Genomic DNA, 26,265 nt, shown 5'->3' on the forward strand with positions numbered 1-26,265 from the left:
TTTGTCTTCAAGGCAGGGGCGCGCCCCTGCCCGCCTGCGCCTAGGGCGATCCGCGCCCTTTCGGGCGCGGAGCCACGCTCACTCGGTCAGGCGGCTGGTGACGACGATCACTTCGGGCTTCTTGCCGATCTCTTCCATCGAGACCTGACGCGCGATGCGACGCAGGCCCTCGTCGATCTTATCGTCATTTTTGAGGACTTTGATCGAAGCGCGTTCGAGATATTGCGTCATCTCGTCTTCGATCGTCTCCGCCAGAGGCGCGCCCGAGCGGCCCAGTTTCGGCAGGCCGTTCAGCTCGACCCAGGGCTCGCCCAGCGGCTGGTCTTCCTCGTCGAGGATCAGGGTCACGAGGCACAGCCCGTTCAGCGCCATGCGCATCCGGTCACGCACCACGCCGTCCATAGCGCCGATCTGCACCGAACCGTCGAGGTAAGTGCGGCCCGCTTCGATATATTCGACGACTTTCGGGGCCTTGCCGGTCAGGTCGATCATCGTGCCGTTCGTTGCGACTTCCGACGCGATGCCCTTATCCGAGGCCAGCTTCGCGTGCTCGCGCAGGTGACGGTGCTCGCCATGCATCGGGATCAGCATCTTCGGCGCGAGCAGCTCATGGACCGCTTCCAGATCGGGGCGGTTCGCGTGGCCCGAAACGTGATAGAGCCCGCCGTGATCGTCCACCACGTCGACGCCCATCTCAGAGAACGCGTTCATGATGCGGATCACGCCGCGCTCGTTGCCCGGAATGGTCTTCGAGGAGAACAGGAACGTATCGCCCTCTTTCAGCTCGAGACCCAGATATTTGCCGCGGCTCAGCTGGGCCGAGGCCGCGCGGCGCTCGCCCTGAGACCCGGTCACGATCAGCATCAGGTTCTGACGCGGCACGTCGCTCGCCTCTTCTGCCGAAATCGTGCCGGGCATGCCCTTGAGCACGCCGGTTTCTTCCGCGACCGAGACCATACGCTTCATCGCGCGGCCAAGCAGGCAGACCGAGCGGCCCGCGGCCTTGCCCGCCTCGGCGAGCGTCTTCAGGCGCGCGACATTCGAGGCGAAGGTGGTCGCGACGACCATGCCGGTCTGGGCGCGGATCAGTTCCGAGATCGGCTCGGCCAGCGTGGCCTCCGACCGGCCAGGCAGCGGCGAGAAGACATTCGTGGAATCGCTCACCAGAACCTTCACACCGTCGCCCTCTTTGGCGATGGCATGCCACATCTCGGGCTCGAAGGGCTCGCCCACGATCGGATTGCCGTCGAGCTTGAAATCGCCCGTATGGACAACGCGCCCGGCGGGCGTGTCGATGATGAGGCCGGAGCTTTCGGGGATCGAGTGCGAGATCGGCACGAATTGCACCTTGAAGGGACCGGCTTCGATCACCTTCGGGCGCGGCTCGACGATCTGGATCGTCTCGGGCGGGATGCCCGCCTCTTCCAGCTTCAGCTGACCGATGCGGCCGGTAAACGCGCGCGCATAGACCGGCTTGCGCAGCTTGTTCCAGACAAGGGGCAGCGCGCCGATATGGTCTTCATGGGCGTGGGTGATGAAGATCGCGTCGATCCGGTCGGCGTTTGCTTCCAGCCATTCGAGATCGGCAAAGATCAGATCGACGCCGGGCGTGCCGTCCATATCCGGGAAAGTCACGCCCAGATCGACAACGATCAGCCGCTCTTTCCCCTCTGGGCCGTAGCCGTACACATAGGCGTTCATGCCGATTTCGCCGGCACCGCCGAGGGGGAGGTAGATCAGTCTGTCACTCACGCGGGAAGATCCTTGTTATAGTCGTTGAGGAGGCGAAGGCCGTGCATGGTAAGGTCGTAATCCACACTGTCAAAGAGGTCAAAGCCCTGCGAGAACAGTTCGGCCAGACCGCCGGTTGCGATGACTTTCATCGGGCGGTCGCGTTCGAGCCGGATTTGGCGCACGACGCCTTCGACGAGGCCGATATAGCCCCAGAAAACGCCCGATTGGATACAGGCGACGGTATTCGTGCCGATGGCCTTTTCGGGCATCGTCACGTCGACATGAGGTAGGGCGGCGGCGGACGCGTGCAACGCCTCCAGCGACAGGTTAACGCCGGGTGCGATCACGCCGCCGATATAGGCGCCGTCGGAGGCCACCACATCGAAGGTGGTCGCGGTGCCGAAATCGACGACGACGATATCGCCGCCATGCCGGTCATAGCCCGCCACCGTGTTCACGAGGCGATCCGGCCCCACGGTCGTGCCCGGATCGACGCGCGGCTCGACCGGCAGGCGGCACTCGGGCTTGCCCACCACGAGCGGCCGGCAGTTGAAATACCGGTTCGACAGGACCCGCAGGTTGAACACGACCCGCGGCACGGTCGAGGAGATGATCACCTCGGTAATTTCGCCCGCGATCTCCTGCACCCGCATCATGCCCGACAGCCAGAGAAAATATTCGTCCGCCGTGCGCTGGTGATTGGTCTCCATCCGCCATGTGGCGACGAAATCCGTCCCGTCCCAGACCGAAAAGACCGTATTGGTGTTACCGCAGTCGATGCAGAGAAGCATGGCTCCCCCTTTCCGCTCAGAAAAAGATATCCGCTGCCGAGATGGCGCGACGGCCCTCGGGCGTGGTCAGGATCAGCGCGCCGGTCTCGTCGATGGTCTCGAAGGTGCCGCGATAGGTTTCGTTGCCGACCCGGGCGGTGATCTCTTCGCCCAGACGCGCGGCGCGGGCGAGCCACGCATTGCGGATCGCGTCGAAGCCGTAATCGCGGAACTGCCGATCGTAGTGATCGAAGGCCTGCGCCAGCATCGGCAGGAAGTCGACCGGAGCGATCTGCATCCCGGTTTCGCCCACCAGACTGACCGGAGCCATCGCCTCGGGCTCGACCTCGCTGCGGTCGGGCGCCTGCGCGAGGTTCACCCCGATGCCGATCGCGATCTGCTCTCCGCCGCGCAGGCTCTCCAGCAGGATGCCCGCGATCTTGCCGCCGCTCAGCAGCACGTCATTGGGCCATTTGATCGTGAGACGCGCATGCGGGCCCCCGACATGGGCGAGCGCCGCCTCGAGCGCCAGAGCCGCGACGAAGGAATAGAGTGCCGCCTGCCCCAGCCCGCCCTCGGGCCGCATCACCAGCGTCGCCGAGAAATTGCCCGTGGGCGCACGCCAGGCACGGCCGCGCCGGCCGCGGGCCGCGGTCTGCTCATGCGCAAAGATCCACGCTGAACCTGAGAGGCCCGGCGCTAGCCGGGCCGCTTCATCCATGGTGCTATCGACCGAGGGCAGGACGTGTCGCGCCACGCCCTCGGGCCAGTCATCGCGCTCAGTTGACAAGAGCCGCCGCCGCAGCCTGGGCCGCGCCCTCGATGCCGAAGAGGTTGAAGATACCGAGCAACATTGCCAGCGCGGAGACCATCAGAAGCCCCCATTGAATCGCGGGCATCCGGTTGTCGAGCGGGTCCGTCTCCTTGCCGAAATACATGTAGAACACGATCCGCAGGTAGTAGAAGGCCGCCACGACCGAGGCGATCACGCCCAGCAGCACGAGCCAGATATATCCCGCATGCAGCGCCGCCTGAAGCACCGCGAACTTGGCGAAGAAGCCCAGGAACGGCGGCACGCCCGCGAGCGAGAACAGCAGTACCAGCATCGCCAGTGCCTTGGTCGGATCCTGACGGGCATATTGGTTCAGCGATTTGATATCGGTCACCGGCTGGCCGTCACGCTCCATCGAGAGCATGAAGGCGAAGACGCCGACATTCATCGTCACGTAGATCGCCATATAGGTCAGCATCGCCTGCACGCCCTCGGCGGTGCCCGCCGACAGGCCCAGCAGCACGAAGCCCATATGGGTGATCGAGGAATAGGCCATCAGGCGTTTGATGTTGGTCTGACCGATCGCCGCGACCGAGCCCCAGACCATCGACAGGCCCGCGAGCAGCGCGAGGATCTGGCCCCACTCCGCCGGCACCTGACCGAAGGCGTCGAAGACGAGCCGTGCGATCAGCGCCATCGCGGCGACTTTCGGCGCGGTGGCGAAGAAGGCGGTGACCGGCGTGGGCGAGCCTTCATAGACGTCGGGCGTCCACATGTGGAACGGCACCGCCGAGACCTTGAAGGCGAGACCGGCGATCAGGAAGACCATGCCGAACAGCAGGCCGATCGGCAGGTGACCTTGTTGGACCACTCCGATGATACCCGCGAATTGCGTTGTGCCCGCGAAGCCATAGGTCAGCGAGGCGCCGTAGAGCAAGATGCCCGAGGACAGCGCGCCGAGCACGAAGTACTTCAGACCCGCTTCCGAGCTCTTCTCGCTTTCGCGGCGCAGCGCGGCCACGATGTAGAGCGCGAGCGATTGCAACTCGAGGCCCATATAGAGCGACATCAGGTTGCCCGCCGAGACCATCATCATCATACCGATGACGGCCAGCGTCGCGAGGATCGGGTATTCGAAGCGCAGCAGCCCGCGCCGCTGCATGTAATCGGTGCCCATCGCGAGAACCAGCGCAGCCGAGACGAGGATCATCACCTTGGTGAAGCGCGAGAACGCGTCGTCGATGAAGAGGCCACCGAAGGCCTCATGCGAGCCAACCTCGGCCAGACCGATCCAGGCCGCGATCACCAGCATGACGCCGGAGGTGATCCACAGCAGGGTCGGCGCAAGCTTGTCCTTGCCGAACCACACACCCGCGAGCAGCGCCACCATCGCGTAGACGGCGAGCAAAAACTCCGGAAGGACGATCGAGAAATCCGCAGAAGTCATCCCTCAGCTCCTCAGTGTTCGACCAGGTCGGACAGAAGGTTGTCCGGCAAGGCATCGTGATAGTTCTGGACGAGTTGCGTCACCGACGGCCCGATGATGTTGGTCACCAGATCGGGATAGACGCCGAGCAGCAACGTCATCGCGACCAGCGGCGCGAAGATCCATTTTTCGCGCGTGCTCAGGTCGGTGATCGAGCGCAGGCTCTCTTTGATCAGATCGCCGAAGACGACCCGGCGATAGAGCCAGAGCGCATAGGCCGCCGACAGGATCACGCTCGTCGTGGCGAAGAGCGCAACCCAGGTATTCACCTGGAAGACGCCCACGAGGATCAGGAACTCGCCGACGAAATTGGCGGTGCCGGGAAGGCCGACATTGGCCATCGTGAAGAACATGAAGATCGTCGCATAGGCGGGCATGCGCTTCACGAGGCCGCCATAGGCCGAGATCTCACGCGTATGCATCCGGTCGTAGACCACACCCACCGCGAGGAACAGCGCCGCCGAGGTGAAACCGTGCGCGACAACCATGAAGATACCGCCCTCGATGCCCTGCTGCGTGCCCGAGAAGATCCCGAGCAGCACGACGGCCATGTGCGCGACCGAGCTATAGGCGATGACGCGCTTGATATCGGTCTGCACCAGCGCCACCAGCGACGTCCAGATGATCGCGATCACCGCGAGCCACATCGCCCAGGGGCCGACCACGAGGTTGCCCACCGGGAACATCGGCAGCGAGAAGCGCAGGAAACCGTAATCGGCGAGCTTCAGCAGCACCGCGGCGAGCACGACCGAACCGGCCGTCGGCGCCTGCACGTGCGCGGCAGGCAACCAAGTGTGCACCGGCCAAAGCGGCATCTTGATCGCGAACGAGATGAAGAAGCCGAGCCAGAGCAGCGTTTGCACCCCGCCGGGGATCGTTATCCCGAGTATGTGCACCGGTGTGTATGGGAACTCGTAGACGAGCAGCCCCGGCATGTCCGTCGTTCCGGTGTGGAAGTAGATGTAGATGATCGACACCAGCATGAAGACCGAGCCGAAGAAGGTGTAGAGGAAGAACTTGAACGCGGCGTAGACGCGCTGCTTGCCCCCCCAGATACCGATGATCAGGAACATCGGGATCAGGCCCGCTTCGAAGAACAGGTAGAACAGCACCAGATCGAGCGTGACGAAGGTGCCCACCATCAGCGTCTCGAGGACGAGGAAGGCGATCATGTATTCCTTCACGCGGTCGGTCACATTCCAGCTACCGACGATCACCAGCGGCATCATGAAGGTGGTCAGCATCACGAAGAGGATCGACAGGCCGTCGACACCCACGCGGTACTGGAACCCCATGATCCAGCTGTATTTCTCCATGAATTGGAAGCCGGTGTTGGACGGGTCGAACCCGGCCAGCAGGAACAGCGAGATCAGGAAGGTGACCGACGTCGCGGTCAGCGCCACCCATTTCGCGTTCCGGTCCGCCTCGGGCGAGCCGCCGCGCAGAACCAGCGCGAGGATCAGCGCCGCCACGGCGGGCGTGAAGATGACGATGGAAAGCAGGTGTTGCATCAGTTCGCCCCCCCGTTGAGGACGACCCAGAGCATGAGACCGACAATCCCGATCACCATGGCGAAGGCGTAGTGGAACAGATAGCCCGATTGCATCCTGTTAAGGAACCTCGTGAATGTCGGGACGATGCCGACGGCCATGCCGTCGATAACTCGGTCAATCGAGCCCTCGTCCCCTTTCTTCCAGAATTGATAGCCGAACCAGAGCGCCGGGCGCACGAAGATGCGCTCGTACAGCTCGTCGAAATACCACTTGTTGAGCAGGAAGCGGTAAAGGCCCGGCTGCGCCTCGGCGAACCGCTTCGGCAGGCTGGTGTCCTTGATGTAGAACAGCCATGCCACGAGAAGCCCTGCAAGCATCGCCACGAAGGGCGAAACCTTGACCCAGGCCGGCGCGTGGTGCGCCTTGTCGATGACCTCGTTTTCCTGACCCATGTAGATCGCGCCCTGAGGTGCGACGCCCGGATACTTGATCACCGCCGTCGAGACGCCGACATCCGGCGAGGTCTTGGCCTCGTCCATCAGCTCGGCCTCGGCCTGATCTTCGGACATGGTCGCATCCGGCACCGGCGGCGTTGCGCCATGGGTGCCCTCGCCGGTCTGCGCAGCCTCGCCATTCGTCGCGTGACCCGCATCCGCCGTCTGCTCGGCATGGGCGGGAAGCCCGAAGAATTTCACCAGCTTCGCGTGATCGCCGAAGAAGACGTTGTACCAGATCATCCCGGCGAAGATCGCGCCGAAGGACAGAACCACCAGCGGCACCGTCATGACCCAGGGGCTTTCCTTCGCGTGATCATGCGCATGATGATCGCCGCGCGGTTTGCCGAAGAAGGTCATGAAGATCAGCCGCCACGAATAGAAGGACGTGAAGGCCGCCGCGATAACCAGAAGCCAGAAGGCATAGCCCGCGCCGGAACCGCCCCAGACGCTCTCGATGATCGCGTCTTTCGACAGGAAGCCCGCGAAGCCGATCGGCGTGAAGGGAATACCGACCCCGGTGATCGCCAGCGTGCCGAAGATCATCGCCCAGAAGGTCAGCGGCACCTTTTTGCGAAGGCCGCCATAGTTCCGCATGTCCTGCTCGTGGTGCATCGCGGTGATGACCGAGCCCGCCGAAAGGAACAGCAGCGCCTTGAAGAACGCGTGGGTCAGCAGATGGAACATCGCCACCGAATAGACGCCTACACCGGCCGCGGCGAACATGTAGCCCAGCTGCGAACAGGTCGAATAGGCGATGACGCGCTTGATGTCGTTCTGCACCAGACCCACGGTCGCGGCGAAGAAGGCGGTCGAGGCGCCGATCACGACGATGAAGGTCTGCGCATGCGGAGCGTATTCATAGACCGGCGACATGCGGCAGACGAGGAACACGCCTGCGGTCACCATGGTCGCGGCGTGGATCAGCGCCGACACAGGCGTCGGGCCTTCCATCGCGTCCGGCAACCACGTGTGCAGGAAGAGCTGCGCCGATTTGCCCATCGCGCCCACGAAGAGCAGGAAGGCGCAGAGCTCCACCGCGTTCCAGGACCCCCAGAGGAAGTCGAGATTGGTCTCTGACAAAGCCGGGGCCGCCGAGAAGACGTCGTCCAGCTGCAGCGAGCCGGTCATGTAGAACAGACCGAACATCCCCAGCAGGAAGCCGAAATCGCCGACACGGTTGACGATGAAGGCCTTCATCGCCGCCGCGTTGGCCGAGGGTTTCTTGTAGTAGAAGCCGATCAGCAGGTAGGAGGCGACACCGACGCCTTCCCAGCCGAAGAACATCTGCAGCAGGTTGTCCGAGGTCACCAGCATCAACATGGTGAAGGTGAAGAAGGACAGATAGGCGAAGAAGCGCGCCTTGTAGTTCTCGCCCTTCCCTTCGTCGAAATTCTCGTCATGGGCCATGTAGCCCCACGAGTAGAGATGCACGAGCGAGGAGACCGTCGTCACCACGATCAGCATGATCGCGGTCAGTCGGTCCATCCGGATCGCCCACGAGACGTCCAGCTCCCCCGAGGTGATCCAGTTCAGGACGTGAATGTGCTGCGTCTGATCGCCCAGCGTAAGGAACACGATCCAGCTGAGCAGAGCGGCGAGGAACAGAAGGCCCGTGGTCAGGACCATCGCGCCCTTTTCGCCGATCACCCGCCAGCCGAAGCCACCAAGGATCGCACCGACCAGCGGCGCAAAGAGAATGATCGTTTCCATCGTCCCTTATCCCTTCATCACGTTGACGTCTTCGACCTCGATCGAGCCGCGGTTGCGGAAGAAGACCACGAGGATCGCAAGGCCGATCGCGGCCTCGGCTGCCGCAACGGTCAGCACGAAGAGGGTGAAGATCTGTCCGACGAGGTCATCCAGATAGGCCGCGAAGGCCACCAGGTTGATATTCACCGCCAACAGCATGAGTTCGATCGACATCATGATGACGATCACGTTCTTGCGGTTCACGAAGATCCCGAAAATGCCGATCACGAACAGCGCGGCAGCCACGCCAAGGTAATGTTCCAATCCGATCATGCGTTCACCCTCGTTTCCGAACTCGCGTTTTTCGCTTGCTTTTGTTCGCTCACAGCCCCTGCCCCGGTTTGACGTCCACCATTTCCATCGTCTTGGACGGATCGCGATGCATCTGCGCGATGACGTTCTGGCGCTTGACGTTGGTGCGATGGCGCAGCGTCAGAAGGATCGCCCCGATCATCGCGACCAGCAGGATCAGGCCCGCCGTCTGGAAGAGGTAGAGGTATTTGTCATAAACGAGCAGGCCGATCGCCTGCGCGTTGGTCATGCCCTCGGGCACCGGATCGGCACGCAGGCTTTCCGCCATGCCGGAGGTCTGCCATGCGCCGAAAGCGATGCCCAGCTGCACCAGCATCACGACCCCGATCAGCAGGCCCAGCGGCATGTAGCGCGCCAGCTCGCCCTTGAGCGCGGCGAAGTCGACATCGAGCATCATCACCACGAATAGGAAGAGCACCGCGACCGCGCCGACATAGACGATGATCAAGAGCATCGCGACGAATTCCGAGCCCAGCAGCACGAAAAGCCCCGCCGCCGACAGGAAGGTGAGGATCAGCCAGAGCACCGAATGGACCGGGTTCTTGGAAATCACCACCATGAAGCCCGCGACCACCGCCGTAATGGCGAAAAGGTAGAAGGCGAAAGCAAACACCGTCATTCGTTCTCTCCCGAATTCTCGTCGAAGACCGATTGCGCGATCTCGAGCGCGCGGGTCATGGCGGGCACCCCGCCGAACATGCTCATCTGAAAGATCACCTCGGCGATCTCGCGTTGCGTGGCCCCGGCCTCGAGCGCGTGGCGGATCGTCAGGCGCAGCTGCGAGTCCGCTTGCGCGCCCAGCACCGTGAGCGCGGCGATCGTCACCAGAAGCCGCGTCCGGCTGTCGAGCCCTTCGCGGTTGAAGGTCTTGCCGAACCACATCTCCATCATGTCCTTCGACATGGTGGGGAAGAGTTTCTCCATCGCAGCCGGATTGAAACTTTCCAGCGCCGGATTGAACAGCCGCGCCATCTCGGCCGACTGCTCCATCATGTTGCTAAAGAGTTTCGAAAAATCGTCGGTCATCTGTAAGGCGCATCCAGTTCGAGGTTGCGGGCAATCTCGGCTTCCCAGCGGGCCCCGTTCTCAAGGAGCTTCTGCTTGTCGTAGAACAGCTCCTCGCGGGTCTCGGTCGAGAATTCGAAATTCGGACCTTCGACGATCGCATCCACCGGGCAGGCTTCCTGACAGAAGCCGCAATAGATGCATTTCGTCATATCGATATCGTAGCGCGTCGTGCGGCGCGAGCCGTCGGCGCGGGGTTCCGCGTCGATCGTGATCGCCTGCGCCGGGCAGATCGCCTCGCACAGTTTGCACGCGATGCAGCGCTCTTCCCCGTTGGGGTAGCGGCGCAGGGCGTGCTCGCCACGGAAGCGCGGCGACAGCGGCCCTTTCTCGTGCGGGTAGTTCAGCGTGGGTTTCGGCGCGAAGAAGTAGCGCATCCCCAGACCGAAGCCTTTGATGAAGTCCACCAGCAGGAAATACTTGGCAGCGCGGTTATAGTCGAAAGCCATCTATCAGCTCCCCATCGCCCAGCGGGCCCAGAAGTGCCCGAAGATTTCGAATTTCGCGAGGAAGGAGATGATCACCACCCACGCCAGCGACAGCGGCAGGAAGACTTTCCAGCCAATCCGCATGAGCTGGTCGTAGCGGTAGCGCGGCACGATCGCCTTCACCATCGCGAACATGAAGAAGAAGAACACCATCTTGGCGAACATCCACAGCACCCCGTCGGGCAGGCCCGGGATCGGGGACAGCCAGCCGCCGAAGAACAGGATCGACATCAGCGCGCACATCAGCCAGATCGCGATATATTCGCCGGCCATGAACAGCAGATACGGGGTCGAGCTGTATTCAACCATGAAGCCCGCAACGAGTTCGGATTCCGCTTCCGGAAGGTCGAAGGGCGGGCGGTTGGTCTCGGCCAGCGCCGAGATGAAGAACAGCGCCACCATCGGCAGGTGCGGCAGCCAGTACCAGCCCAGCAGGCCCCAGCCGGTATCCTGCGCGCGCACGATGGTCGACAGGTTCATCGAGCCGGTCGAGATGATCACCCCGATGATGATCAGGCCGATCGAGACCTCATAGGAGATCATCTGCGCCGCCGAGCGGAGCGAGCCGAGGAACGGGTATTTCGAGTTCGACGCCCAGCCGCCCATGATCACGCCGTAGACCTCGAGCGAGGAGGCCGCGAAGACGAACAGCAGTGCGACGTTGATATCGGCCAGCACCCAACCGTCGGCGAAGGGGATCACCGCGAAGGTCAGCATCGCCAGCACGAAGCTCAGGATAGGGGCGAGGAAATAGACGAACTTGTCGGCACCCGCCGGCACGACGATTTCCTTGACCACATATTTCAGCGCATCCGCGAAGGTCTGCATCAGGCCCCAGGGCCCGACGACGTTCGGCCCGCGACGCATCTGCACGGCAGCCCAGATCTTACGGTCGCCATAGACCAGCCAGATCATCGACAGCATCACGAAGGCGATAACCGCCAAGCTCTGCAGCACGATCAGCAGGAAGATCCCGAAAGGTGTCGCGAAGAATTCAGCCATGATGTCCCACTCTCTTCATACGGTCGGAATGCCGCGATCCTTGCAATCGGCGACGGTCACTTCCGCGTCGATCGTCTTGAGTCCCTGCGGCAAGGCGGGCGAGATGGTGTAGACCGCATCTGCCCGCCAGATGCCACCCTCTTCAGTCACATTCGTGCGCACGTGGCGCGCAAATCCATAGCCGCGCACCAGCGCATATTGCGCGGCTGCGCATTGGGCATAATCGGTCGCCGCTTTCTCGCCAGCGCCCTCGCCCGAGACGCGCGCGCGTATCTCCACCAGATCGCTGTCGAGGAGCCGTGTCTCGGTGCCCCGATAGTCCGGTTTGACCGCGCTATCCCCCTGCGCCCCGCCGGTCGGCGTGCACGCCGCCAGACCGGCCAGAAGGCCGGGGGCGAGCGGTGCGATATTGGGCAGGGTCTGCATCATCCGTCTCAACCTCACTCGGCAGCAACCGGCGCTTCGGCCCGCGCTTTCGCGAGGCTCGCGCATTCGCCCATCACGACGGAGGCCCGTGCGATCGGGTTGGTCAGGTAGAATTCGTGGATCGGCAGACGGAAGGTCGCCTTGCCCATGTCGCGCGGCTCGATCGCCTGCACTTCGTTCTCCACAACCTCATCGACCTGCGCCAGATGCGGCACCTCTGCCACCATCGCGCGGCGCAGACCGGCGAGCGTGTCCCAAGGCTGCTTGGCGTCCAGCTCGGCCGAGAGCGCGCGCAGGATCGCCCAGTTCTCTTTCGCCTCGCCCGGCGGGAAGGCCGCGCGGAAGGCAAGCTGCGGACGCCCTTCGGTGTTCACGAAGAGGCCGTTTTCTTCCGTATAGGCCGCGCCCGGCAGGATCACGTCGGCGCGGTTGGCCCCGCGATCGCCGTGGCTGCCCTGATAGATTACGAAGGGACCGCCCTCGGCGCGCGGGGTGATCTCCACCTCGTCGGCGCCCATGTTGTAGATCACTTCGGCGCCGTCGATAGCCGCGAGCAGACCGCCCTCGGTCACAGCGCCCACATCCATCGCACCCACGCGAGCCGCAGCGGTATGCAGCACCATGAACTTGGCGTTCGAGTTCTCGGCCAGCTTCATCGCATGGGCCAGAACCGCCTCGCCATCGGCTTCGTTCAGAGCGCCCTGCCCGATGATGACGACGGTGTTCTTCGCCTTCGTCTCGTCCGAGATCGTCTTGCCCGACAGTTCTGCCAGAGCGGCGCGGTCGGTGCCGACATGGACGTAGTCATAGGTCAGATCGCAGGCTTCGCCGACGAGGCCCACATTCGCGCCCTTGGCCCAGGCCTTGCGGATGCGGGCGTTCAGAACGGGCGCTTCCACCGCCGGGTTCGCGCCGATGATCTGCACCATCTCGGCGTTATCCAGATCGGCGATCGTCGCGTTGCCGACATAGCCGTAGCGGTTGCCGATCGGCAGACGCGCGCCATCGGTGCGGCATTCGACGGTGCCACCCAGACCGTCGATCAGCTGCTTGAGCGAGAAAGCCGCCTCGGTCGAGACCAGATCGCCCACGAGACCGGCAACTTTCTTGCCCTTCATCGCCTCGGCGGCGGCGCTCAGCGCCTCGCCCCAGCTTGCGGGCTTCAGCTTGCCGTCGACGCGGACGTAAGGCTTGTCGAGACGCTGGCGGCGCAGACCGTCCCAGACGAAGCGGGTCTTGTCGGAGATCCACTCCTCGTTCACGTCGTCATTGTTGCGCGGCAGGATGCGCATCACTTCGCGCCCCTTGGTGTCGACGCGGATGTTCGAGCCCACGGCGTCCATCACGTCGACGGTCTCGGTCTTCGTCAGTTCCCACGGACGCGCGGTGAACGCGTAGGGCTTGGAGACCAGCGCGCCCACCGGGCACAGGTCGATGATGTTGCCCTGCATGTTACTGTCGAGCGTCATGTTCAGATAGTTCGCGATTTCCGCATCCTCGCCCCGGCCGGTCTGGCCCATCTGGGTGATGCCCGCGACTTCGGTGGTGAAGCGTACGCAGCGGGTGCAGGAGATGCAGCGCGTCATATGGGTCTCGACCAGCGGGCCGAGGTTCAGCTCGGTCGCGGCGCGCTTGGGCTCGCGGTAGCGGCTGAAGTCCACCCCGTAAGCCATTGCCTGGTCTTGCAAATCGCATTCGCCGCCCTGATCGCAGATCGGACAGTCGAGCGGGTGGTTGATGAGCAGGAACTCCATCACCCCCTCGCGGGCCTTCTTGACCATCGGCGAGTTCGTCTTGATCACCGGCGGCGCGCCTTCCGGCCCCGGGCGCATGTCACGCACCTGCATCGCACAGGAGGCAGCAGGCTTCGGCGGGCCGCCCACGACTTCCACCAGACACATCCGGCAGTTGCCTGCGATCGACAGACGCTCGTGGTAGCAGAAGCGCGGGATCTCGATCCCCGCCTGTTCGCACGCCTGGATCAGCGTGAGGTTCGGATCGACCTCGACCTCGTTCCCGTCGATGATGATCTTTCTCAGGTCAGCCATGGCTATCCGTCTCGTCTCTTCGGGCGCGAGGTTGCCCCCGCGCGGGTTTTAGGTCAGGCCGCGTGTCCGCAGCCCATCGGGAAGACCCAAGCGCCGTCCCGGTATGTATCGTCGATCGACGAGGCCACAGCCCCGCCGCAGATGGCGTTCGCGGCCCGCTTGGCCTCGGCGCCCTCGTCATTTCCAAAGGGCGCGGCCTGCCGCATCACGACAAGCGCGCCGTTCGCGTCATAGGCAGCCGTGTAGCCCTCGATTGCCGCCAGTCGGCGCGGACCCTTGGAGGCTTCGTTGCCGCCCGGAGTGCCCATGCAGCCTGCCAAAAGCGTTGGCAAGATCATGGCAACAGCGCCTTTCGCCAGTCCGGCTGTCATCCTGTCGTTTGCCATGCCCTATTTCCCCTCCGGTTTCGGGATGGTCACGCCCAGCTCTTCGCGTGTTTTGCCATGGATATCGCGGATATAGAGGTAAGATCCGATCTGGCTCTTCATCGCGATTTCTTTTTCGCCCGCTTCACAGAAGGTCAGCGGTTCGCCGAACACGAGTTTGCGCGACTTGATGTAATTCATGAGATCGTTCTGAAGCGTGGCATGGTCGAGCTTGGACGCCCATTTCGACAGATCGCGCCGTGTATATCCCTGCGCCTTTGCCTTTTCCGTCAGGGCAATGCGCATGTCGGTGTCGCGAAACTCATTATAGCCAAGCGTGATCAAAGACATGCGCCGACAATTCTCCGAAAGCATCCTGGCTTTCTTCATCGCAACCATCTCGCTCAGGGCTTCCTCGCGCACGTCGCCCTTTTCCGACAATTTGATGGTGCCGCTCGGCACGCAGCCTGAGAGAACTGTCGCGACCAGTGCTAGCGAGAAGAGTTTGATCGAGAGGTTCATGCCGCCACCTCCGGCGCACAGGCGCGCGTCTTCCAGAGCGTGGCTTGCGGCAGGTCTTTCCAGCCGAAGGCACGCTCGGACGCGCCATTCGCGCGCAGGTCTTCGAGCCGTTCCAGCGCCTCGTCGAGCGTGGGTTGATGGCCCGCGGGCACCCACCACATGACGAAATGCTGCTGACCGAGAAGTTCGAACCACTCCGCGCGGCGCTCGTAGAAGGCGCGATGCACAGTGTTCCAAACGAATTTCTCGAGGCTTTCCACGTCTTCCCAGACCGTCAGGTTCGACACGAAGCACGGGTCGCCGCCGATCTTGGCCTCGGTATTGCCGGTGCCGGGCTCGCCCGAGCCCTCCATCATCCAGACGAACCCGTCCGACCGCTTGCCAATGCCGTTCACCGCGTCGAGGGCTTTCATGAAAGCCTCCACACGCGGGTCGCCCGGTTCGGCAACCAGTCGGCCGATATTCAGCTCGGCCAGGTGATATCCGGCGGGTTGCTTCATTCGGCAGCCATCGCCCCCATGCGGCCCGTCTTGCGGGCCTTGATGCGGTCTTCGATCTCTTCGCGGAAGTGACGGATCAGGCCCTGGATCGGCCAGGCGGCTGCGTCGCCGAGCGCGCAGATCGTGTGGCCTTCGACCTGTTTGGTCACGTCGAACAGCATGTCGATCTCTTCGATCTCGGCCTCGCCGCGCACCAGACGGTCCATCACGCGCATCATCCAGCCGGTGCCTTCGCGGCAGGGCGTGCACTGGCCGCAGCTCTCGTGCTTGAAGAACTTGGACAGGCGCCAGACGGCTTTGATCACGTCGGTATTCTGATCCATGACGATCATGCAGGCGGTGCCGAAGCTGGATTTCAGCTCGCGCATGCCGTCGTAATCCATGATCGCGTCTTCGCATTGATCTGCGGGCAGGATCGGACAGGACGCGCCGCCCGGGATCACCGCCTTGAGGTTCTTCCAGCCGCCACGGACGCCGCCGCCATGCTTCTCGATCAGTTCCTTCATCGAGATCGACATGGTTTCTTCGATCACGCAGGGCGTGTTGACGTGGCCCGACATCGCAAACAGCTTCACGCCGGTGTTGTTCGGACGACCGAAGCCTGCATACCACTCCGCGCCGCGACGCAGGATAGTCGGGACAACGGCGATGGATTCCACGTTGTTCACCGTGGTCGGGCAACCGTAGAGGCCCGCGCCCGCCGGGAACGGCGGCTTCATCCGGGGCATGCCCTTCTTGCCTTCGAGGCTCTCCAGCAGCGCCGTTTCCTCGCCGCAGATATAGGCGCCTGCGCCGTGCGACAGATAGACGTCGTAATCGTAGCCGGAGCCGCAGGCGTTCTTGCCGATCAGCCCGTCTTCATAGGCCTCGTCGATCGCGCGCTGCAGCGCCTCTTTCTCGCGGACATACTCGCCGCGGATGTAGATGTAGGCGGCCGCAGCCCCCATCGCGAAACCGGCGATCAGCGCGCCTTCGATCAGCGTATGCGGATCGTGGCGCATGATTTCGCGGTCCTTGCAGGTCGCGGGCTCGGACTCGTCGGCATTGATCGCGAGGAAGGCCGGGCGCCCGTCGCTTTCCTTCGGCATGAAGGACCACTTGAGACCCGTCGGGAAGCCTGCCCCACCGCGCCCGCGCAGGCCCGAGGCCTTCACTTGCTCGATGATCCAATCCTTGCCTTTCGACAGGATCTCGCCAGTGCCGTCCCAATGCCCGCGCATCTTCGCGCCCTGCAGAGAGCGGTCATGCATCCCGTAGAGATTGGTGAAGATCCGGTCTTGATCCTTCAGCATATCGCTTCCCTCACTTGCCGGATTTCCGGCGCCAGATGCGCCAGACGAGTGCCAGCGCGTAGATATAGGCGGCTATCGCCGCGAGATCGCCGATCAGCGCGACCTGCGCCGACCAGCCCTGTTGTTGTCCGATCCATTGCAGGAGGAGCCAGAGGATCGTGGCGACGGCGATGATAAGGGCGGCTTTACGCCCCAACGCCCTGTCGTGCTCGTCGATCTGGCTCATTCACCCCCGCTCAGTAATCGTTCGTCTTCGCCCGTTCGAGGAACGCATCCATGCCGTCCTCGACGATGATCTTCGCCTGGCTGACCCACTTGTCGCGGGTGCAGCGGCCTTTGAAACGCGGCACGTTCTGGTCCGCATAGGCAATCTCTTCGGGGCCCCATTTCGCGATCTGGTCGTAATGGTAGATGCCCCAGCCGTTCAGCACTTCTTCGAGCTTCGGCCCGACGCCTTCGATCTTCTTGAGATCGTCGGCACCCGCCTTGCGTGGCTGCTTGAGGCCGCGCGGCTTCTTGCCGTCGCCCTCGGCGGCCTCGGGTTGGCCTGCCGCGCTTTTGGCGGCGGGCTTGTCCGCGACCTGCGCCGACATGGCAGAGAGCGGGTTTGTGTCGTCGCTCTCGGACTTGGCCTTGGGCGCCGCTTTCGGCTCTTCGGCTTTAGGCTCTTCCGCCTTAGGCTCGGCCTTGGGCTCCTCGGCCTCGGCCTCTTCCGTCGCAGGCTTGGTTGTCGGGCCGGGCTCGGGCTTGTCCGCCTCGGGCGTGGCCGCTTCGTCCTTGGGCGTCATGGTGTCGGCACGCGCCACTTCGCGTTCGGCTGCGGGCGTCGGTGCCGCCGCTGCTGCCTGCGCTTGGGCTGCCACCCCTTCCGGAGACGAGGCGTTGAAGGTTTCGACCGGGCTTTCGGGAATTGCGGAGTCGTCGGAGGAGGCGCCGGTGCCGTCAGCCGCGCCCGGCGCGCCATGTTCGGAGCAGAATGCCCAGATCAGGAAGGCGCCGAACAGCAGGAAGGTCATCAGACCGAGGAAAAGAGCCACGAGGAAGGGCTCATGCGCCACGACCATCAGGAATACGGTGACCACAAGCCCCGTAATACCTGCCCAGATACCCGCCTTGCCGCGGCACCCTTGTGTCTGATCACCCATTCCCGTTTCTCCATTCACTCCGCCGAACGGCGGTTCTACCCTGTTGCGCTTATTCGTAAATGCCGTCTTTCTTTGCGCGCGACGAGAATTCGGTCTCCGCCCCGCTGGCCAGTTTCTCTGCCTGACCTTTCCAGTCGTCGCGCGTCGCGCGACCTTTAAACCCTTCGAGATTGCTGTCGACCCAAGCGAGTTCCGCATCGGTCCAGCCAGCGATCTGGTCGAAATGATAAATGCCCATCGAATGCAGAAGCGTCTCGAGCTTCGGCCCGACGCCCTTGATCATCTTCAGGTCATCGGCGCCACCGTCGCGCGGTGCGTCGAGCAGCTTGGGCTTCTCGCCCGCCTCTGCCTGCGCGGTCTCGGGTTTCGCGTCGGCCTCCGTGCCTTCGGGCTCACGCTTGGACTCCGGGCGGGCCTTCGAGGTGGCCTGCGCTTCGGATTTCGTCACGCCGGTCTTGTCGGCGGGCGTGTCCTTGGCGGGCTTGGCCTCGGTTTTCTTGGCGGCCTTACGCTCTTCATCCTGTTGCGCGGCAGAGCGCGGACGCTCCTGCCCCATCGTGCCGATCGGGCCGCGCTGGCCCGAGCTTTGCCACGGTGCGGCAAGCGGCACTTCGGTGCCGTCGATGCGCTTGATCGTGTCGCCGATCGCCAGCGCCCAGCCAACGGATGCGTTGTACTCTTCCTTGTCGCCCTTGGACTCGGTGAGCGCAGTGAGGCCCGAGGCGGGCTCGGACGAGAAGCGGCCGGTCTGCGAGCCGGGCTTCGGCACATCGCCCTTGCCCATCTCGTCGATCAGCTTCGCGAGGCTCTCCTCGGTCAAGTCTTCGTAGTAATCCTTGCCGACCTGCATCATCGGTGCGTTCGCGCAGGCGCCGAGGCACTCGACCTCTTCCCACGAGAACTTGCCATCGTCCGAGAGCTGGAACGGCTCGGCGGCGATCTTTTCCTTGCAGACCTTCATCAGGTCTTCCGCGCCGCAGATCATGCACGAGGTGGTGCCGCAGATCTGCAGGTGGGCGACCGAGCCGACCGGGGCCAGCTGGAACATGAAGTAGAAGGTCGCGACCTCGAGCGCCCGCATATAGGGCATGTCGAGCATTTCGGCGACGGTTTCGATCGCCGGACGGCTCAGCCAGCCTTCCTGTTCCTGCGCGCGGAACAGCAGCGGGATGATCGCCGAGGCCTGACGGCCGACCGGGAACTTGGTCATCTGGGCCTTGGCCCATGCGAGGTTCTCGGGCGTGAACTCGAAACTATCGGGTTGTTCCGGGTAAAGACGGCGAAGCATTAGCGGTCAACCTCCCCGAACACGATATCCATCGTGCCGATGATTGCAGAAACGTCGGCGAGCATGTGCCCCTTGGCGACGTGATCCATGGATTGCAGATGCAGGTAACCCGGAGCGCGGATCTTCGCGCGATACGGCTTGTTCGTGCCGTCGGCCACCAGATAGACGCCGAACTCGCCCTTGGGCGCTTCGACGGCGGCATAAACCTCGCCCGCGGGGACGTGGAAGCCTTCGGTATAAAGCTTGAAGTGGTGGATCAGCGCTTCCATCGAGCGCTTCATTTCCGACCGCTTCGGCGGGGTCACCTTGCCGCGGGCAAGCACGTCGCCCTGATTTTCCGGCATCCGCAGCTTCTCGATCGCCTGAAGCACGATCTTGGTCGACTCGCGCATTTCCGCCATCCGGCAGAGGTAGCGGTCGTAGCAATCGCCGTTCTTGCCGATCGGAATCTGGAAGTCGAACTCGTCATAGCATTCGTAGGGCTGCGCGCGGCGCAGGTCCCATGCAAGGCCGGAGCCACGCACCATCACGCCGGAATAGCCCCATTGCTGGATCTCTTCCTCGGAGATGACGCAGATATCGACGTTGCGCTGCTTGAAGATGCGGTTCTCGGTCAGCAGCCCTTCGATATCGTCGAGCACTTTCGGGAACTCATGCGCCCATGCCTCGATATCGTCGAGCAGCTTCGGCGGCAGGTCCTGGTGGACGCCGCCGGGCCGGAAATAGGCCGAGTGCAGACGTGCGCCGCAGGCCCGCTCGTAGAAGACCATCAGCTTCTCGCGCTCTTCGAAACCCCAGAGCGGCGGCGTCAGCGCGCCCACGTCCATCGCCTGCGTCGTCACGTTGAGCAGGTGGTTCAGGATGCGCCCGATTTCCGAGTAGAGCACGCGGATCAGCGAGCCGCGACGCGGCACTTCCACGCCGGTCAGCTTCTCGATGGCGAGGCACCATGCATGTTCCTGGTTCATCGGCGCGACATAGTCGAGGCGATTGAAGTAAGGCAGGTTCTGCAGATAGGTGCGGCTTTCCATCAGCTTCTCGGTGCCACGGTGCAGCAGCCCGATATGCGGGTCGGCACGTTCCACGACCTCGCCGTCCAGCTCCAGCACCATGCGCAGCACGCCGTGGGCGGCCGGGTGTTGGGGACCGAAGTTGATGTTGAAATTGCGGATGCGCTGCTCGTCGGTCAGCGTGTCCCTCGAGCCGTCATCATAGACATTGTTGCGGATATCGCCGTCCATCATTTCGCCTCCTCGCCCTTCTCGTCACCGGGAAGGATGTATTTCGCACCTTCCCATGGCGAGAGGAAATCGAACTGCCGGTATTCCTGCGTCAGTTTCACCGGCTCATAGACGACGCGCTTGAGCACTTCGTCGTAACGCACTTCGACATAGCCCGTCGTCGGGAAATCCTTGCGCAGCGGATGGCCGCGGAACCCGTAATCGGTCAGCAGACGGCGCAGGTCCGGATGGCCCGAGAACAGGATGCCGAACATGTCGAAAATCTCGCGCTCGAACCAATCGGCACAGGGGTGCAGCTTGGTGATCGAGGGCACCATGTCCTCTTCGCGGACCGCCGCCTTAATGCGGATGCGCTGGTTGCGATACATCGACAGGTAATGCCAGACGACATCGAAGCGCTGCGGGCGTTCGGGCCAGTCGATGGCCGTGATGTCCACGAGGTTGGTGAAGCGGCAATTCGGATCGTCGCGCAGGAACTCGGTGAACCCGGGAACGGATTGCGCGGTGATCGTGACCGTCAGCTCGTCGAAGGCGATCTCGGTGGAGACCACGTCATCGGGGCGCTTCAGCTCGATATGGCCGGCCAGTTCGCGAAGGGCAGTATCGTCCATCTCTCGCTCTCCTCAGCGCACCAGCGTGCCGGTGCGGCGGATTTTGCGTTGCAGCTGAAGGATGCCGTAAAGCAGCGCCTCCGCCGTGGGCGGGCAGCCCGGAACGTAGATATCGACCGGCACGACGCGGTCGCAGCCGCGTACCACCGAATAGCTGTAGTGGTAATAGCCACCGCCATTCGCGCAGGAGCCCATCGAGATCACGTAGCGCGGCTCGGGCATCTGGTCGTAGACCTTGCGCAGAGCGGGCGCCATCTTGTTGGTCAAGGTGCCGGCGACGATCATCAGATCGGACTGGCGCGGCGAGGCGCGCGGCGCGGTGCCGAAGCGTTCGAGGTCGTAGCGCGGCATCGACACCTGCATCATCTCGACGGCGCAGCAGGCGAGGCCGAAGGTCATCCAGTGCAGCGAGCCGTTGCGCGCCCAGTTGATGATGTCTTCGGTGGAGGTCAGCAGGAAGCCTTTATCCTGCAATTCCTTGTTCAGCGTCTGCGTCGCGACTTCGCGATCCGCACCGGCGGTATTGGCAGAGGTCATCACGCCCATTCCAGCGCCCCTTTCTTCCACTCATATGCGAATCCTACGGTCAGAACCGTCAGGAAGACCATCATCGACCAGAATCCGACCATGGAAAGCTGACCGAAGGCCACCGCCCAAGGGAAGAGGAAGGCCACTTCGAGATCGAAAATGATGAAGAGGATGGAAACGAGGTAGAAACGAACGTCGAACTTCATCCGGGCATCGTCGAAGGCGTTGAAGCCGCATTCGTAGGCCGACACCTTCTCAGGGTCGGGATTGCGGACCGCCACCACTGCCGCAGCGAGCATGAGCACAAGGCCCAACACGATCGCCATGGCGAGAAAGATGAGGATGGGAAGATATTCGCGCAGCATGTCATGCATGGGCTTGGCTCCCTAACATCGCGACGACTTGTCGCGCAGGTTCTGGCTAGGCGAGCAATAGCCTTGCGCCCCATTGGGGTCAACCGAGAGCAGGCCGGAAAATCATGCAAATGCGGGCCACAGATGCTTTTTGCATACGAATGTATGCGAATTTTTTGCGCTTCGAGCGCCGCTCAGAGCCTGCCCGCGTTGGACTGCGCCGCTTTTGCAGCAGCGCAGCCTTTGATCAAACTTAACGGCGCTTTGAATTTTCGGAATATTCGCCCTGCACGTTGCGGGGCGCTACTTAAGGCTGCCTTAAGCTTTCCACGCCGGATCGCGCTTCTCGAAAAACGCAGTGATTCCTTCGTCCGACTCGGCGGATTCCCAGCGAGTCACCAGCGCCTCGATCGTCATGTCGATCACGCTCTCGTCGATCCGCGGCCCCAGCGCGCGGACCAAGGCCTTGGCCTCGCCCACAGCACCCGGCGCGCAGGCGAGATAGGGCTCGGCCTCGGCCATCACGGCGCGCTCCAGCACCTCGGGCAGAACCACCTTGGCCAGCAACCCCAGATCGCGCGCCTCGGCGGCCTCGAAGATCCGCGAGGACATGAAGACGCGGCGTGCCCGCGCCTCGCCCATGCGCGCGACGACATAAGGAGAGATCGTCGCGGGCGTCAGGCCCAGCCGCGTTTCGGTCAGCCCGAATTTCGCGCCCTCGACACCGATGGCCACGTCGCAGACCGACATCATGCCGATCCCGCCACCGAAGGCGTTGCCCTGCACCGCGCCGATCACCGGTTTCGGGCAGGTGTTGAGCGCCTGCAGCATCCCCGCGAGCTTGCGCGCCGCCGCCGCGCGCTCTTTCGCGCCCGCCGCGATCTGGCTCTGCATCCATTTCAGATCGCCACCCGCACAGAAGCTGCGCCCTTCGGCGGCGAGGATCACGACGCGCACCGCATCGTCCGCGCCAAGCTGGCCGATCGCCGCGGTGATCTCTTCCATCATCTGCTCGGAGAGCGCATTATGCTTCCCCGAACGTGCCAGCGTGAGCCGCGCGATGCCGCGCGCATCGGTCTCGGTCTTGATCGTCTCAAACATCGCCCTGCCCTTTCATCTTCTTCGCCATCGCGGCCGCCTCGGCCAGAACGGTCGTATCCAGCCCGGTCTCGTAGCCCAAAGCTTCGAGACGCGCCTGCACCGCCTCCGTCGCAACATTGCCAGCCGCGCCGGGCGCATAGGGGCATCCGCCCAAACCGCCGACGCAGGCGTCGAATACCCGCAGGCCCATCGCCAGCGAGGCTTCGATATTCTCCAGCGCCCGCCCGGAGGTGTCGTGGAAATGTCCGGCGAGCTTCTCAGCCGGAACTTCCTCCAACACCGCGCGCAGCATCGCCGTCACGCTTTCGGGCGTACCCTGCCCGATCGTGTCGCCGAGGCTGATCTCGTAACAGCCCATGTCGCGCAGTTGCTCCGCGACCCGGGCCACGTTCTCCGGCGGCGTTTTCCCATCGAATGGGCAATCCGTGACGACAGAGATGTAGCCGCGGACTTTCATATTATCGACTTTCGCAGCCTCCATGATCGGCGCGAACCGCTCCAGGCTTTCACTGATCGAACAATTGAGGTTCGCGCGCGAAAATCCCTCGGAGGCGGAGGCGAAGATCGAAACCTCATCGACCTTGGCCGCTTTCGCCGCCTCATAGCCTTTCATGTTCGGCGTCAGCGCCGCGTAGGAAATACCGGGGCGGCGCGTGATCCCGGCGAAGACTTCCGCCGAGTCGGCCATTTGCGGCACCCATTTCGGGCTGACGAAAGACCCCACCTCGATCCGGCGGAACCCGGCCCGGCTCAGGCAATCGACCAGCGCGATCTTGTCGGAAAGCGCGATCTGGCGCTTTTCGTTCTGCAGCCCGTCACGCGGGGCCATCTCGAAGATTTCGACGCTCTCAGCCATTGGTTTGCTCCATCGGGGGCAGCTCGTAGAAATCCTGCGCATACATGCTCGCCCCGCCCTTCGCGACCGCGCGCTGATAGGCAGGCCGCGCCTCGATCCGGTCGCGATAGGCGGAGATGTTCGGGAAGCTCTCGCGCGGCACGAAGCGGAACATCGCGTCGATATTGAACCCCATCATGCAATCGGCCGCCGAGAACGTTCCGATCAGCCAGTCGCGCCCGACCAGATGCGCCTCGAGCGCCTTCATCGTCACGCCAAGCCGCTTCGTCTCGAGCGCCATCATCGCCGGCGAGCGCGCCTCGGGCGGGCGCAGGAAGATGTGCTGAATGTTGAGGCTTTGCAGGATGTTGCCCTGCGTCTCCGCGAAATGCACCCATTCGAGGAAATCCGCGCGGGTGGGTTCCCCCGTGACCGGGGCCAGCCCCGCCTCGGGCCGCGTCTCGGTCAGGTATTCGACGATCGCGCCGCTCTCGAAGATCGACCGCCCGTCGACCTCCAGCGCCGGGATGCGCCCGGCGGGCGAGAGTTCGCGAAACTCCGGGCTGCGCAGCGAGCCATCGGTGAGCGACCATGTCTGAAGCTCGTACTCGAGCCCCATCTCCTCCAGCAGCCACAGCACCCGCATCGAGCGCGCGCCGGGGATGTGATGCAGTCGGATCATGCCTCGTCCTCCAGCCGGATGAGCGCCGCGCCCGCTTCGACCTGCGCGCCCTCAGTCACCAGAACTTCGGCCACCACACCGTCGCGGGCTGCGCGCATCGTGTGTTCCATCTTCATCGCTTCCATGATGGCAAGCCGGTCCCCCGCCGCCACCGTATCTCCGGCAGAGACGAAGACCGCCTTCACCAGCCCCGGCATCGGCGCGAGCGTCAGATCGGAAGCGTCGGCATCTGCCCCGCGCGCCAGCGGGTCGGGGATATCGAAGCGATGCGCGCCATGCAGGAAGATCGTGATCGCCCCGTCCGACTGCGCCATCCGCGCCCCGGTCTTGGCACCATCCACCCGCCAGCCATCCTCGGCCAGTTGGCACGTATGAGCCTCCTCGCCCAGCTCGACCGTGACATGGCCCGGCCCGTGCACGCGGATCGCGGCCTCTTCTTCGAAGGGCACCGCGCGGCGCGGCGACTGCCAGAGGCTGAAGCCGCTCGCGTCACCATCCCAAAGCCCGGCCGCGGCGATCACGGCCAGCGCTTTTGCGGCAATCGGCGTCTCGGTCGGGGCGGCGAGCGCGTCGATCTCGCGCCCGATCAGCCCGGTATCGACCTTGCCCTGCGCGAAGCCCTCGTGCCGCGCGAGCCGCGCGAGGAAGGCAAGGTTCGTCACCGTGCCCGCCACTTCCGTCTCTTCCAAAGCCCGCGCGAGCTGCCCCAGCGCGGTCGCCCGCGTCGGCCCATGGGTGATGACCTTGGCGATCATCGGGTCATACCACGGACTGATCGTGTCGCCGGTGCGCACCCCGGTATCGGCACGGCACCCATCGGCGAAGCGCAGATGCGAGAGCGTCCCCGTCGCGGGCAGGAAGCCCGCGGGCACGTCTTCCGCATATAGGCGCGCCTCGAACGCGTGGCCGGTGATCGTCAGATCGTCTTGGGCGCAGGGCAGCGGCTCACCGCTCGCCACCCGCAATTGCCATTCGACCAGATCGACGCCGGTGATCGCCTCGGTCACGGGATGCTCGACCTGCAGGCGGGTGTTCATCTCCATGAACCAGAACCGATCCGGGCGCAGCCCGTCCGAGCCGTCCACGATGAACTCCACCGTGCCCGCGCCCTTGTAGCCGATCGCCTCGGCGGCACGGGTGGCCGCCTGCCCCATCGCCTCGCGCATCTCGGGCGTCATGCCCGGCGCCGGGGCCTCTTCGATCACCTTCTGGTGGCGCCGCTGGAGCGAACAGTCGCGCTCGAACAGATGCACCGCGTCCGCGCCATCGCCGAAGACCTGCACTTCGATATGGCGCGGCGAGCCGATGAATTTCTCGATCAGAACGGCGGGATTGCCGAAGGCGGTCTGCGCCTCGCCCTGCGCGGAGGCCAGCGCATCGGCGAATTCGGACGGCGCCTCGACCAGCCGCATACCCTTGCCGCCGCCCCCCGCAACCGCCTTGATCAGCACCGGATAGCCGATCGTGTCGGCTGCGCCCGCGAGGTGCTCGGGGTCCTGATTGTCGCCATGATAGCCCGGCACGACGGGCACGCCCGCCTTCTCCATCAGCGCCTTGGCCGCATCCTTGAGCCCCATCGCGCGGATCGCCTTGGCCGAGGGGCCGATGAAGACCAGCCCAGCCGCCTCGACGGCATCGACGAAATCGGGGTTCTCCGAGAGGAACCCGTAGCCCGGATGGATCGCCTGCGCGCCGGTCTGTTTGGCGGCGTCGATGATCGCATCACCGCGCAGATAGCTGTCTTTCGGCGCGGGGCCGCCAATGGCCACCGCCTCATCGGCCATCGCCACATGGCGCGCCTCGACGTCGGCCTCGGAATAGACGGCGACGGTCGCCACGCCCAGTTTGCGTGCGGTTTCGATCACGCGGCAGGCGATCTCCCCGCGATTGGCGATCAGGATCTTGGAAAACATGTCGGTCTCCCCTTTGAGAGCGTCGGAGGGGGCGCTGCCCCCGCTCC

28 protein-coding genes are annotated in these 26,265 nt (G+C 63.8%); all 28 read right to left on the reverse strand.

Annotated features, from left to right (window positions below; genetic code table 11):
- Positions 1-78: 78 nt before the first annotated feature.
- A complete protein-coding gene (locus tag F8R15_RS07345; RefSeq protein WP_152844221.1) occupies positions 79-1,701 on the reverse strand; it encodes a ribonuclease J in 1,623 nt (540 codons plus the stop codon).
- 47 nt (positions 1,702-1,748) lie between these two features.
- Positions 1,749-2,525: a type III pantothenate kinase gene (locus F8R15_RS07350; protein ID WP_078599292.1), complete on the reverse strand. Its 777-nt coding sequence runs from the start codon at positions 2,523-2,525 to the stop codon at positions 1,749-1,751.
- Positions 2,526-2,541: 16 nt separating this feature from the next.
- Positions 2,542-3,294: a biotin--[acetyl-CoA-carboxylase] ligase gene (locus F8R15_RS07355; RefSeq protein ID WP_256365669.1), complete on the reverse strand. Its 753-nt coding sequence runs from the start codon at positions 3,292-3,294 to the stop codon at positions 2,542-2,544.
- Positions 3,284-4,723 carry an NADH-quinone oxidoreductase subunit NuoN gene (gene nuoN / locus F8R15_RS07360; protein ID WP_152844130.1) on the reverse strand — a complete coding sequence of 480 codons (1,440 nt, stop codon included), beginning with the start codon at positions 4,721-4,723 and terminating at the stop codon, positions 3,284-3,286. The genes F8R15_RS07355 and nuoN overlap by 11 nt, the downstream gene beginning before the upstream one ends.
- Positions 4,724-4,734: 11 nt before the next feature.
- The gene (locus tag F8R15_RS07365) at positions 4,735-6,273 is read right to left on the reverse strand and encodes an NADH-quinone oxidoreductase subunit M (protein ID WP_078519417.1); all 1,539 of its coding nucleotides are present in this window, start codon (positions 6,271-6,273) and stop codon (positions 4,735-4,737) included.
- Entirely contained in the window at positions 6,273-8,462 is a 2,190-nt protein-coding gene (gene nuoL / locus F8R15_RS07370) for an NADH-quinone oxidoreductase subunit L (protein ID WP_078546626.1), read from the reverse strand. Before nuoL ends, F8R15_RS07365 begins: the two co-directional genes overlap by 1 nt.
- Positions 8,463-8,468: 6 nt before the next feature.
- Positions 8,469-8,774: an NADH-quinone oxidoreductase subunit NuoK gene (nuoK, locus tag F8R15_RS07375; RefSeq protein ID WP_075774485.1), complete on the reverse strand. Its 306-nt coding sequence runs from the start codon at positions 8,772-8,774 to the stop codon at positions 8,469-8,471.
- Positions 8,775-8,823: 49 nt separating this feature from the next.
- Positions 8,824-9,432, reverse strand: a complete 609-nt coding sequence (locus F8R15_RS07380) for an NADH-quinone oxidoreductase subunit J (RefSeq protein WP_078519419.1) — start codon at positions 9,430-9,432, stop codon at positions 8,824-8,826.
- The gene (locus F8R15_RS07385) at positions 9,429-9,839 is read right to left on the reverse strand and encodes a carboxymuconolactone decarboxylase family protein (RefSeq protein WP_078519420.1); all 411 of its coding nucleotides are present in this window, start codon (positions 9,837-9,839) and stop codon (positions 9,429-9,431) included. The genes F8R15_RS07380 and F8R15_RS07385 overlap by 4 nt, the downstream gene beginning before the upstream one ends.
- On the reverse strand, positions 9,836-10,327 hold the full coding sequence (gene nuoI, locus F8R15_RS07390) for an NADH-quinone oxidoreductase subunit NuoI (protein ID WP_075774482.1): 492 nt from the start codon (positions 10,325-10,327) through the stop codon (positions 9,836-9,838). The genes F8R15_RS07385 and nuoI overlap by 4 nt, the downstream gene beginning before the upstream one ends.
- Before the next feature lie 3 nt (positions 10,328-10,330).
- Positions 10,331-11,368 carry an NADH-quinone oxidoreductase subunit NuoH gene (gene nuoH, locus F8R15_RS07395; RefSeq protein ID WP_078599295.1) on the reverse strand — a complete coding sequence of 346 codons (1,038 nt, stop codon included), beginning with the start codon at positions 11,366-11,368 and terminating at the stop codon, positions 10,331-10,333.
- A gap of 15 nt (positions 11,369-11,383) precedes the next feature.
- Positions 11,384-11,794, reverse strand: a complete 411-nt coding sequence (locus F8R15_RS07400) for a hypothetical protein (protein ID WP_172976187.1) — start codon at positions 11,792-11,794, stop codon at positions 11,384-11,386.
- 14 nt (positions 11,795-11,808) lie between these two features.
- Complete coding sequence (gene nuoG / locus F8R15_RS07405) at positions 11,809-13,842, reverse strand: NADH-quinone oxidoreductase subunit NuoG (RefSeq protein WP_152844131.1); 2,034 nt, start codon at positions 13,840-13,842, stop codon at positions 11,809-11,811.
- 53 nt (positions 13,843-13,895) lie between these two features.
- Positions 13,896-14,228, reverse strand: a complete 333-nt coding sequence (locus tag F8R15_RS07410) for a hypothetical protein (protein WP_152844132.1) — start codon at positions 14,226-14,228, stop codon at positions 13,896-13,898.
- 3 nt (positions 14,229-14,231) lie between these two features.
- On the reverse strand, positions 14,232-14,729 hold the full coding sequence (locus F8R15_RS07415) for a DUF5333 family protein (protein ID WP_078519424.1): 498 nt from the start codon (positions 14,727-14,729) through the stop codon (positions 14,232-14,234).
- Entirely contained in the window at positions 14,726-15,229 is a 504-nt protein-coding gene (locus F8R15_RS07420; protein ID WP_152844133.1) for a DUF3291 domain-containing protein, read from the reverse strand. The genes F8R15_RS07415 and F8R15_RS07420 overlap by 4 nt, the downstream gene beginning before the upstream one ends.
- Positions 15,226-16,521: an NADH-quinone oxidoreductase subunit NuoF gene (gene nuoF, locus F8R15_RS07425; RefSeq protein WP_078539526.1), complete on the reverse strand. Its 1,296-nt coding sequence runs from the start codon at positions 16,519-16,521 to the stop codon at positions 15,226-15,228. The genes F8R15_RS07420 and nuoF overlap by 4 nt, the downstream gene beginning before the upstream one ends.
- 10 nt (positions 16,522-16,531) lie before the next feature.
- Complete coding sequence (locus tag F8R15_RS07430; RefSeq protein ID WP_078570253.1) at positions 16,532-16,747, reverse strand: DUF5337 family protein; 216 nt, start codon at positions 16,745-16,747, stop codon at positions 16,532-16,534.
- A 10-nt stretch (positions 16,748-16,757) separates the two neighbouring features.
- A complete protein-coding gene (locus F8R15_RS07435; RefSeq protein WP_152844134.1) occupies positions 16,758-17,666 on the reverse strand; it encodes a hypothetical protein in 909 nt (302 codons plus the stop codon).
- A 49-nt stretch (positions 17,667-17,715) separates the two neighbouring features.
- On the reverse strand, positions 17,716-18,954 hold the full coding sequence (locus tag F8R15_RS07440; RefSeq protein WP_152844135.1) for an NADH-quinone oxidoreductase subunit E: 1,239 nt from the start codon (positions 18,952-18,954) through the stop codon (positions 17,716-17,718).
- Positions 18,954-20,198 carry an NADH-quinone oxidoreductase subunit D gene (locus tag F8R15_RS07445; RefSeq protein ID WP_078546608.1) on the reverse strand — a complete coding sequence of 415 codons (1,245 nt, stop codon included), beginning with the start codon at positions 20,196-20,198 and terminating at the stop codon, positions 18,954-18,956. Before F8R15_RS07445 ends, F8R15_RS07440 begins: the two co-directional genes overlap by 1 nt.
- On the reverse strand, positions 20,195-20,806 hold the full coding sequence (locus F8R15_RS07450) for an NADH-quinone oxidoreductase subunit C (protein ID WP_078519431.1): 612 nt from the start codon (positions 20,804-20,806) through the stop codon (positions 20,195-20,197). Before F8R15_RS07450 ends, F8R15_RS07445 begins: the two co-directional genes overlap by 4 nt.
- A gap of 12 nt (positions 20,807-20,818) precedes the next feature.
- Entirely contained in the window at positions 20,819-21,343 is a 525-nt protein-coding gene (locus F8R15_RS07455; RefSeq protein WP_075774728.1) for an NADH-quinone oxidoreductase subunit B family protein, read from the reverse strand.
- A complete protein-coding gene (locus F8R15_RS07460; protein ID WP_078519432.1) occupies positions 21,343-21,708 on the reverse strand; it encodes an NADH-quinone oxidoreductase subunit A in 366 nt (121 codons plus the stop codon). Before F8R15_RS07460 ends, F8R15_RS07455 begins: the two co-directional genes overlap by 1 nt.
- A gap of 297 nt (positions 21,709-22,005) precedes the next feature.
- Positions 22,006-22,788, reverse strand: a complete 783-nt coding sequence (locus F8R15_RS07465; RefSeq protein ID WP_152844136.1) for a crotonase/enoyl-CoA hydratase family protein — start codon at positions 22,786-22,788, stop codon at positions 22,006-22,008.
- Positions 22,781-23,644 carry a hydroxymethylglutaryl-CoA lyase gene (locus tag F8R15_RS07470; RefSeq protein WP_152844137.1) on the reverse strand — a complete coding sequence of 288 codons (864 nt, stop codon included), beginning with the start codon at positions 23,642-23,644 and terminating at the stop codon, positions 22,781-22,783. The genes F8R15_RS07465 and F8R15_RS07470 overlap by 8 nt, the downstream gene beginning before the upstream one ends.
- Entirely contained in the window at positions 23,637-24,305 is a 669-nt protein-coding gene (locus tag F8R15_RS07475; protein ID WP_152844138.1) for a glutathione S-transferase family protein, read from the reverse strand. Before F8R15_RS07475 ends, F8R15_RS07470 begins: the two co-directional genes overlap by 8 nt.
- A complete protein-coding gene (locus F8R15_RS07480) occupies positions 24,302-26,218 on the reverse strand; it encodes an acetyl/propionyl/methylcrotonyl-CoA carboxylase subunit alpha (protein ID WP_152844139.1) in 1,917 nt (638 codons plus the stop codon). Before F8R15_RS07480 ends, F8R15_RS07475 begins: the two co-directional genes overlap by 4 nt.
- Between the last annotated feature and the right edge of the window lie 47 nt (positions 26,219-26,265).

The sequence above is a fragment of the Thioclava sp. JE_KL1 genome, assembly GCF_009296265.1.
In the GTDB taxonomy this organism is placed as follows: Bacteria; Pseudomonadota; Alphaproteobacteria; order Rhodobacterales; family Rhodobacteraceae; genus Thioclava.

Excerpts from the sequence above, each read along its gene's own strand:
- F8R15_RS07480 (WP_152844139.1), bottom strand. The coding sequence starts at position 26,218 with ATGTTTTCCAAGATCCTGATCGCCAATCGCGGGGAGATCGCCTGCCGC.
- nuoL (WP_078546626.1), bottom strand. The coding sequence starts at position 8,462 with ATGGAAACGATCATTCTCTTTGCGCCGCTGGTCGGTGCGATCCTTGGT.
- F8R15_RS07385 (WP_078519420.1), bottom strand. The coding sequence starts at position 9,839 with ATGACCGACGATTTTTCGAAACTCTTTAGCAACATGATGGAGCAGTCG.
- nuoI (WP_075774482.1), bottom strand. The coding sequence starts at position 10,327 with ATGGCTTTCGACTATAACCGCGCTGCCAAGTATTTCCTGCTGGTGGAC.
- nuoH (WP_078599295.1), bottom strand. The coding sequence starts at position 11,368 with ATGGCTGAATTCTTCGCGACACCTTTCGGGATCTTCCTGCTGATCGTG.
- F8R15_RS07440 (WP_152844135.1), bottom strand. The coding sequence starts at position 18,954 with ATGCTTCGCCGTCTTTACCCGGAACAACCCGATAGTTTCGAGTTCACG.
- nuoK (WP_075774485.1), bottom strand. The coding sequence starts at position 8,774 with ATGATCGGATTGGAACATTACCTTGGCGTGGCTGCCGCGCTGTTCGTG.
- F8R15_RS07465 (WP_152844136.1), bottom strand. The coding sequence starts at position 22,788 with ATGTTTGAGACGATCAAGACCGAGACCGATGCGCGCGGCATCGCGCGG.
- F8R15_RS07445 (WP_078546608.1), bottom strand. The coding sequence starts at position 20,198 with ATGATGGACGGCGATATCCGCAACAATGTCTATGATGACGGCTCGAGG.
- F8R15_RS07365 (WP_078519417.1), bottom strand. The coding sequence starts at position 6,273 with ATGCAACACCTGCTTTCCATCGTCATCTTCACGCCCGCCGTGGCGGCG.
- nuoG (WP_152844131.1), bottom strand. The coding sequence starts at position 13,842 with ATGGCTGACCTGAGAAAGATCATCATCGACGGGAACGAGGTCGAGGTC.
- F8R15_RS07435 (WP_152844134.1), bottom strand. The coding sequence starts at position 17,666 with ATGGGTGATCAGACACAAGGGTGCCGCGGCAAGGCGGGTATCTGGGCA.
- F8R15_RS07345 (WP_152844221.1), bottom strand. The coding sequence starts at position 1,701 with ATGAACGCCTATGTGTACGGCTACGGCCCAGAGGGGAAAGAGCGGCTG.
- F8R15_RS07400 (WP_172976187.1), bottom strand. The coding sequence starts at position 11,794 with ATGCAGACCCTGCCCAATATCGCACCGCTCGCCCCCGGCCTTCTGGCC.
- F8R15_RS07460 (WP_078519432.1), bottom strand. The coding sequence starts at position 21,708 with ATGCATGACATGCTGCGCGAATATCTTCCCATCCTCATCTTTCTCGCC.
- nuoF (WP_078539526.1), bottom strand. The coding sequence starts at position 16,521 with ATGCTGAAGGATCAAGACCGGATCTTCACCAATCTCTACGGGATGCAT.
- F8R15_RS07410 (WP_152844132.1), bottom strand. The coding sequence starts at position 14,228 with ATGGCAAACGACAGGATGACAGCCGGACTGGCGAAAGGCGCTGTTGCC.
- F8R15_RS07455 (WP_075774728.1), bottom strand. The coding sequence starts at position 21,343 with ATGACCTCTGCCAATACCGCCGGTGCGGATCGCGAAGTCGCGACGCAG.
- nuoN (WP_152844130.1), bottom strand. The coding sequence starts at position 4,723 with ATGACTTCTGCGGATTTCTCGATCGTCCTTCCGGAGTTTTTGCTCGCC.
- F8R15_RS07450 (WP_078519431.1), bottom strand. The coding sequence starts at position 20,806 with ATGGACGATACTGCCCTTCGCGAACTGGCCGGCCATATCGAGCTGAAG.
- F8R15_RS07380 (WP_078519419.1), bottom strand. The coding sequence starts at position 9,432 with ATGACGGTGTTTGCTTTCGCCTTCTACCTTTTCGCCATTACGGCGGTG.
- F8R15_RS07350 (WP_078599292.1), bottom strand. The coding sequence starts at position 2,525 with ATGCTTCTCTGCATCGACTGCGGTAACACCAATACGGTCTTTTCGGTC.
- F8R15_RS07475 (WP_152844138.1), bottom strand. The coding sequence starts at position 24,305 with ATGATCCGACTGCATCACATCCCCGGCGCGCGCTCGATGCGGGTGCTG.
- F8R15_RS07470 (WP_152844137.1), bottom strand. The coding sequence starts at position 23,644 with ATGGCTGAGAGCGTCGAAATCTTCGAGATGGCCCCGCGTGACGGGCTG.
- F8R15_RS07430 (WP_078570253.1), bottom strand. The coding sequence starts at position 16,747 with ATGAGCCAGATCGACGAGCACGACAGGGCGTTGGGGCGTAAAGCCGCC.
- F8R15_RS07415 (WP_078519424.1), bottom strand. The coding sequence starts at position 14,729 with ATGAACCTCTCGATCAAACTCTTCTCGCTAGCACTGGTCGCGACAGTT.
- F8R15_RS07420 (WP_152844133.1), bottom strand. The coding sequence starts at position 15,229 with ATGAAGCAACCCGCCGGATATCACCTGGCCGAGCTGAATATCGGCCGA.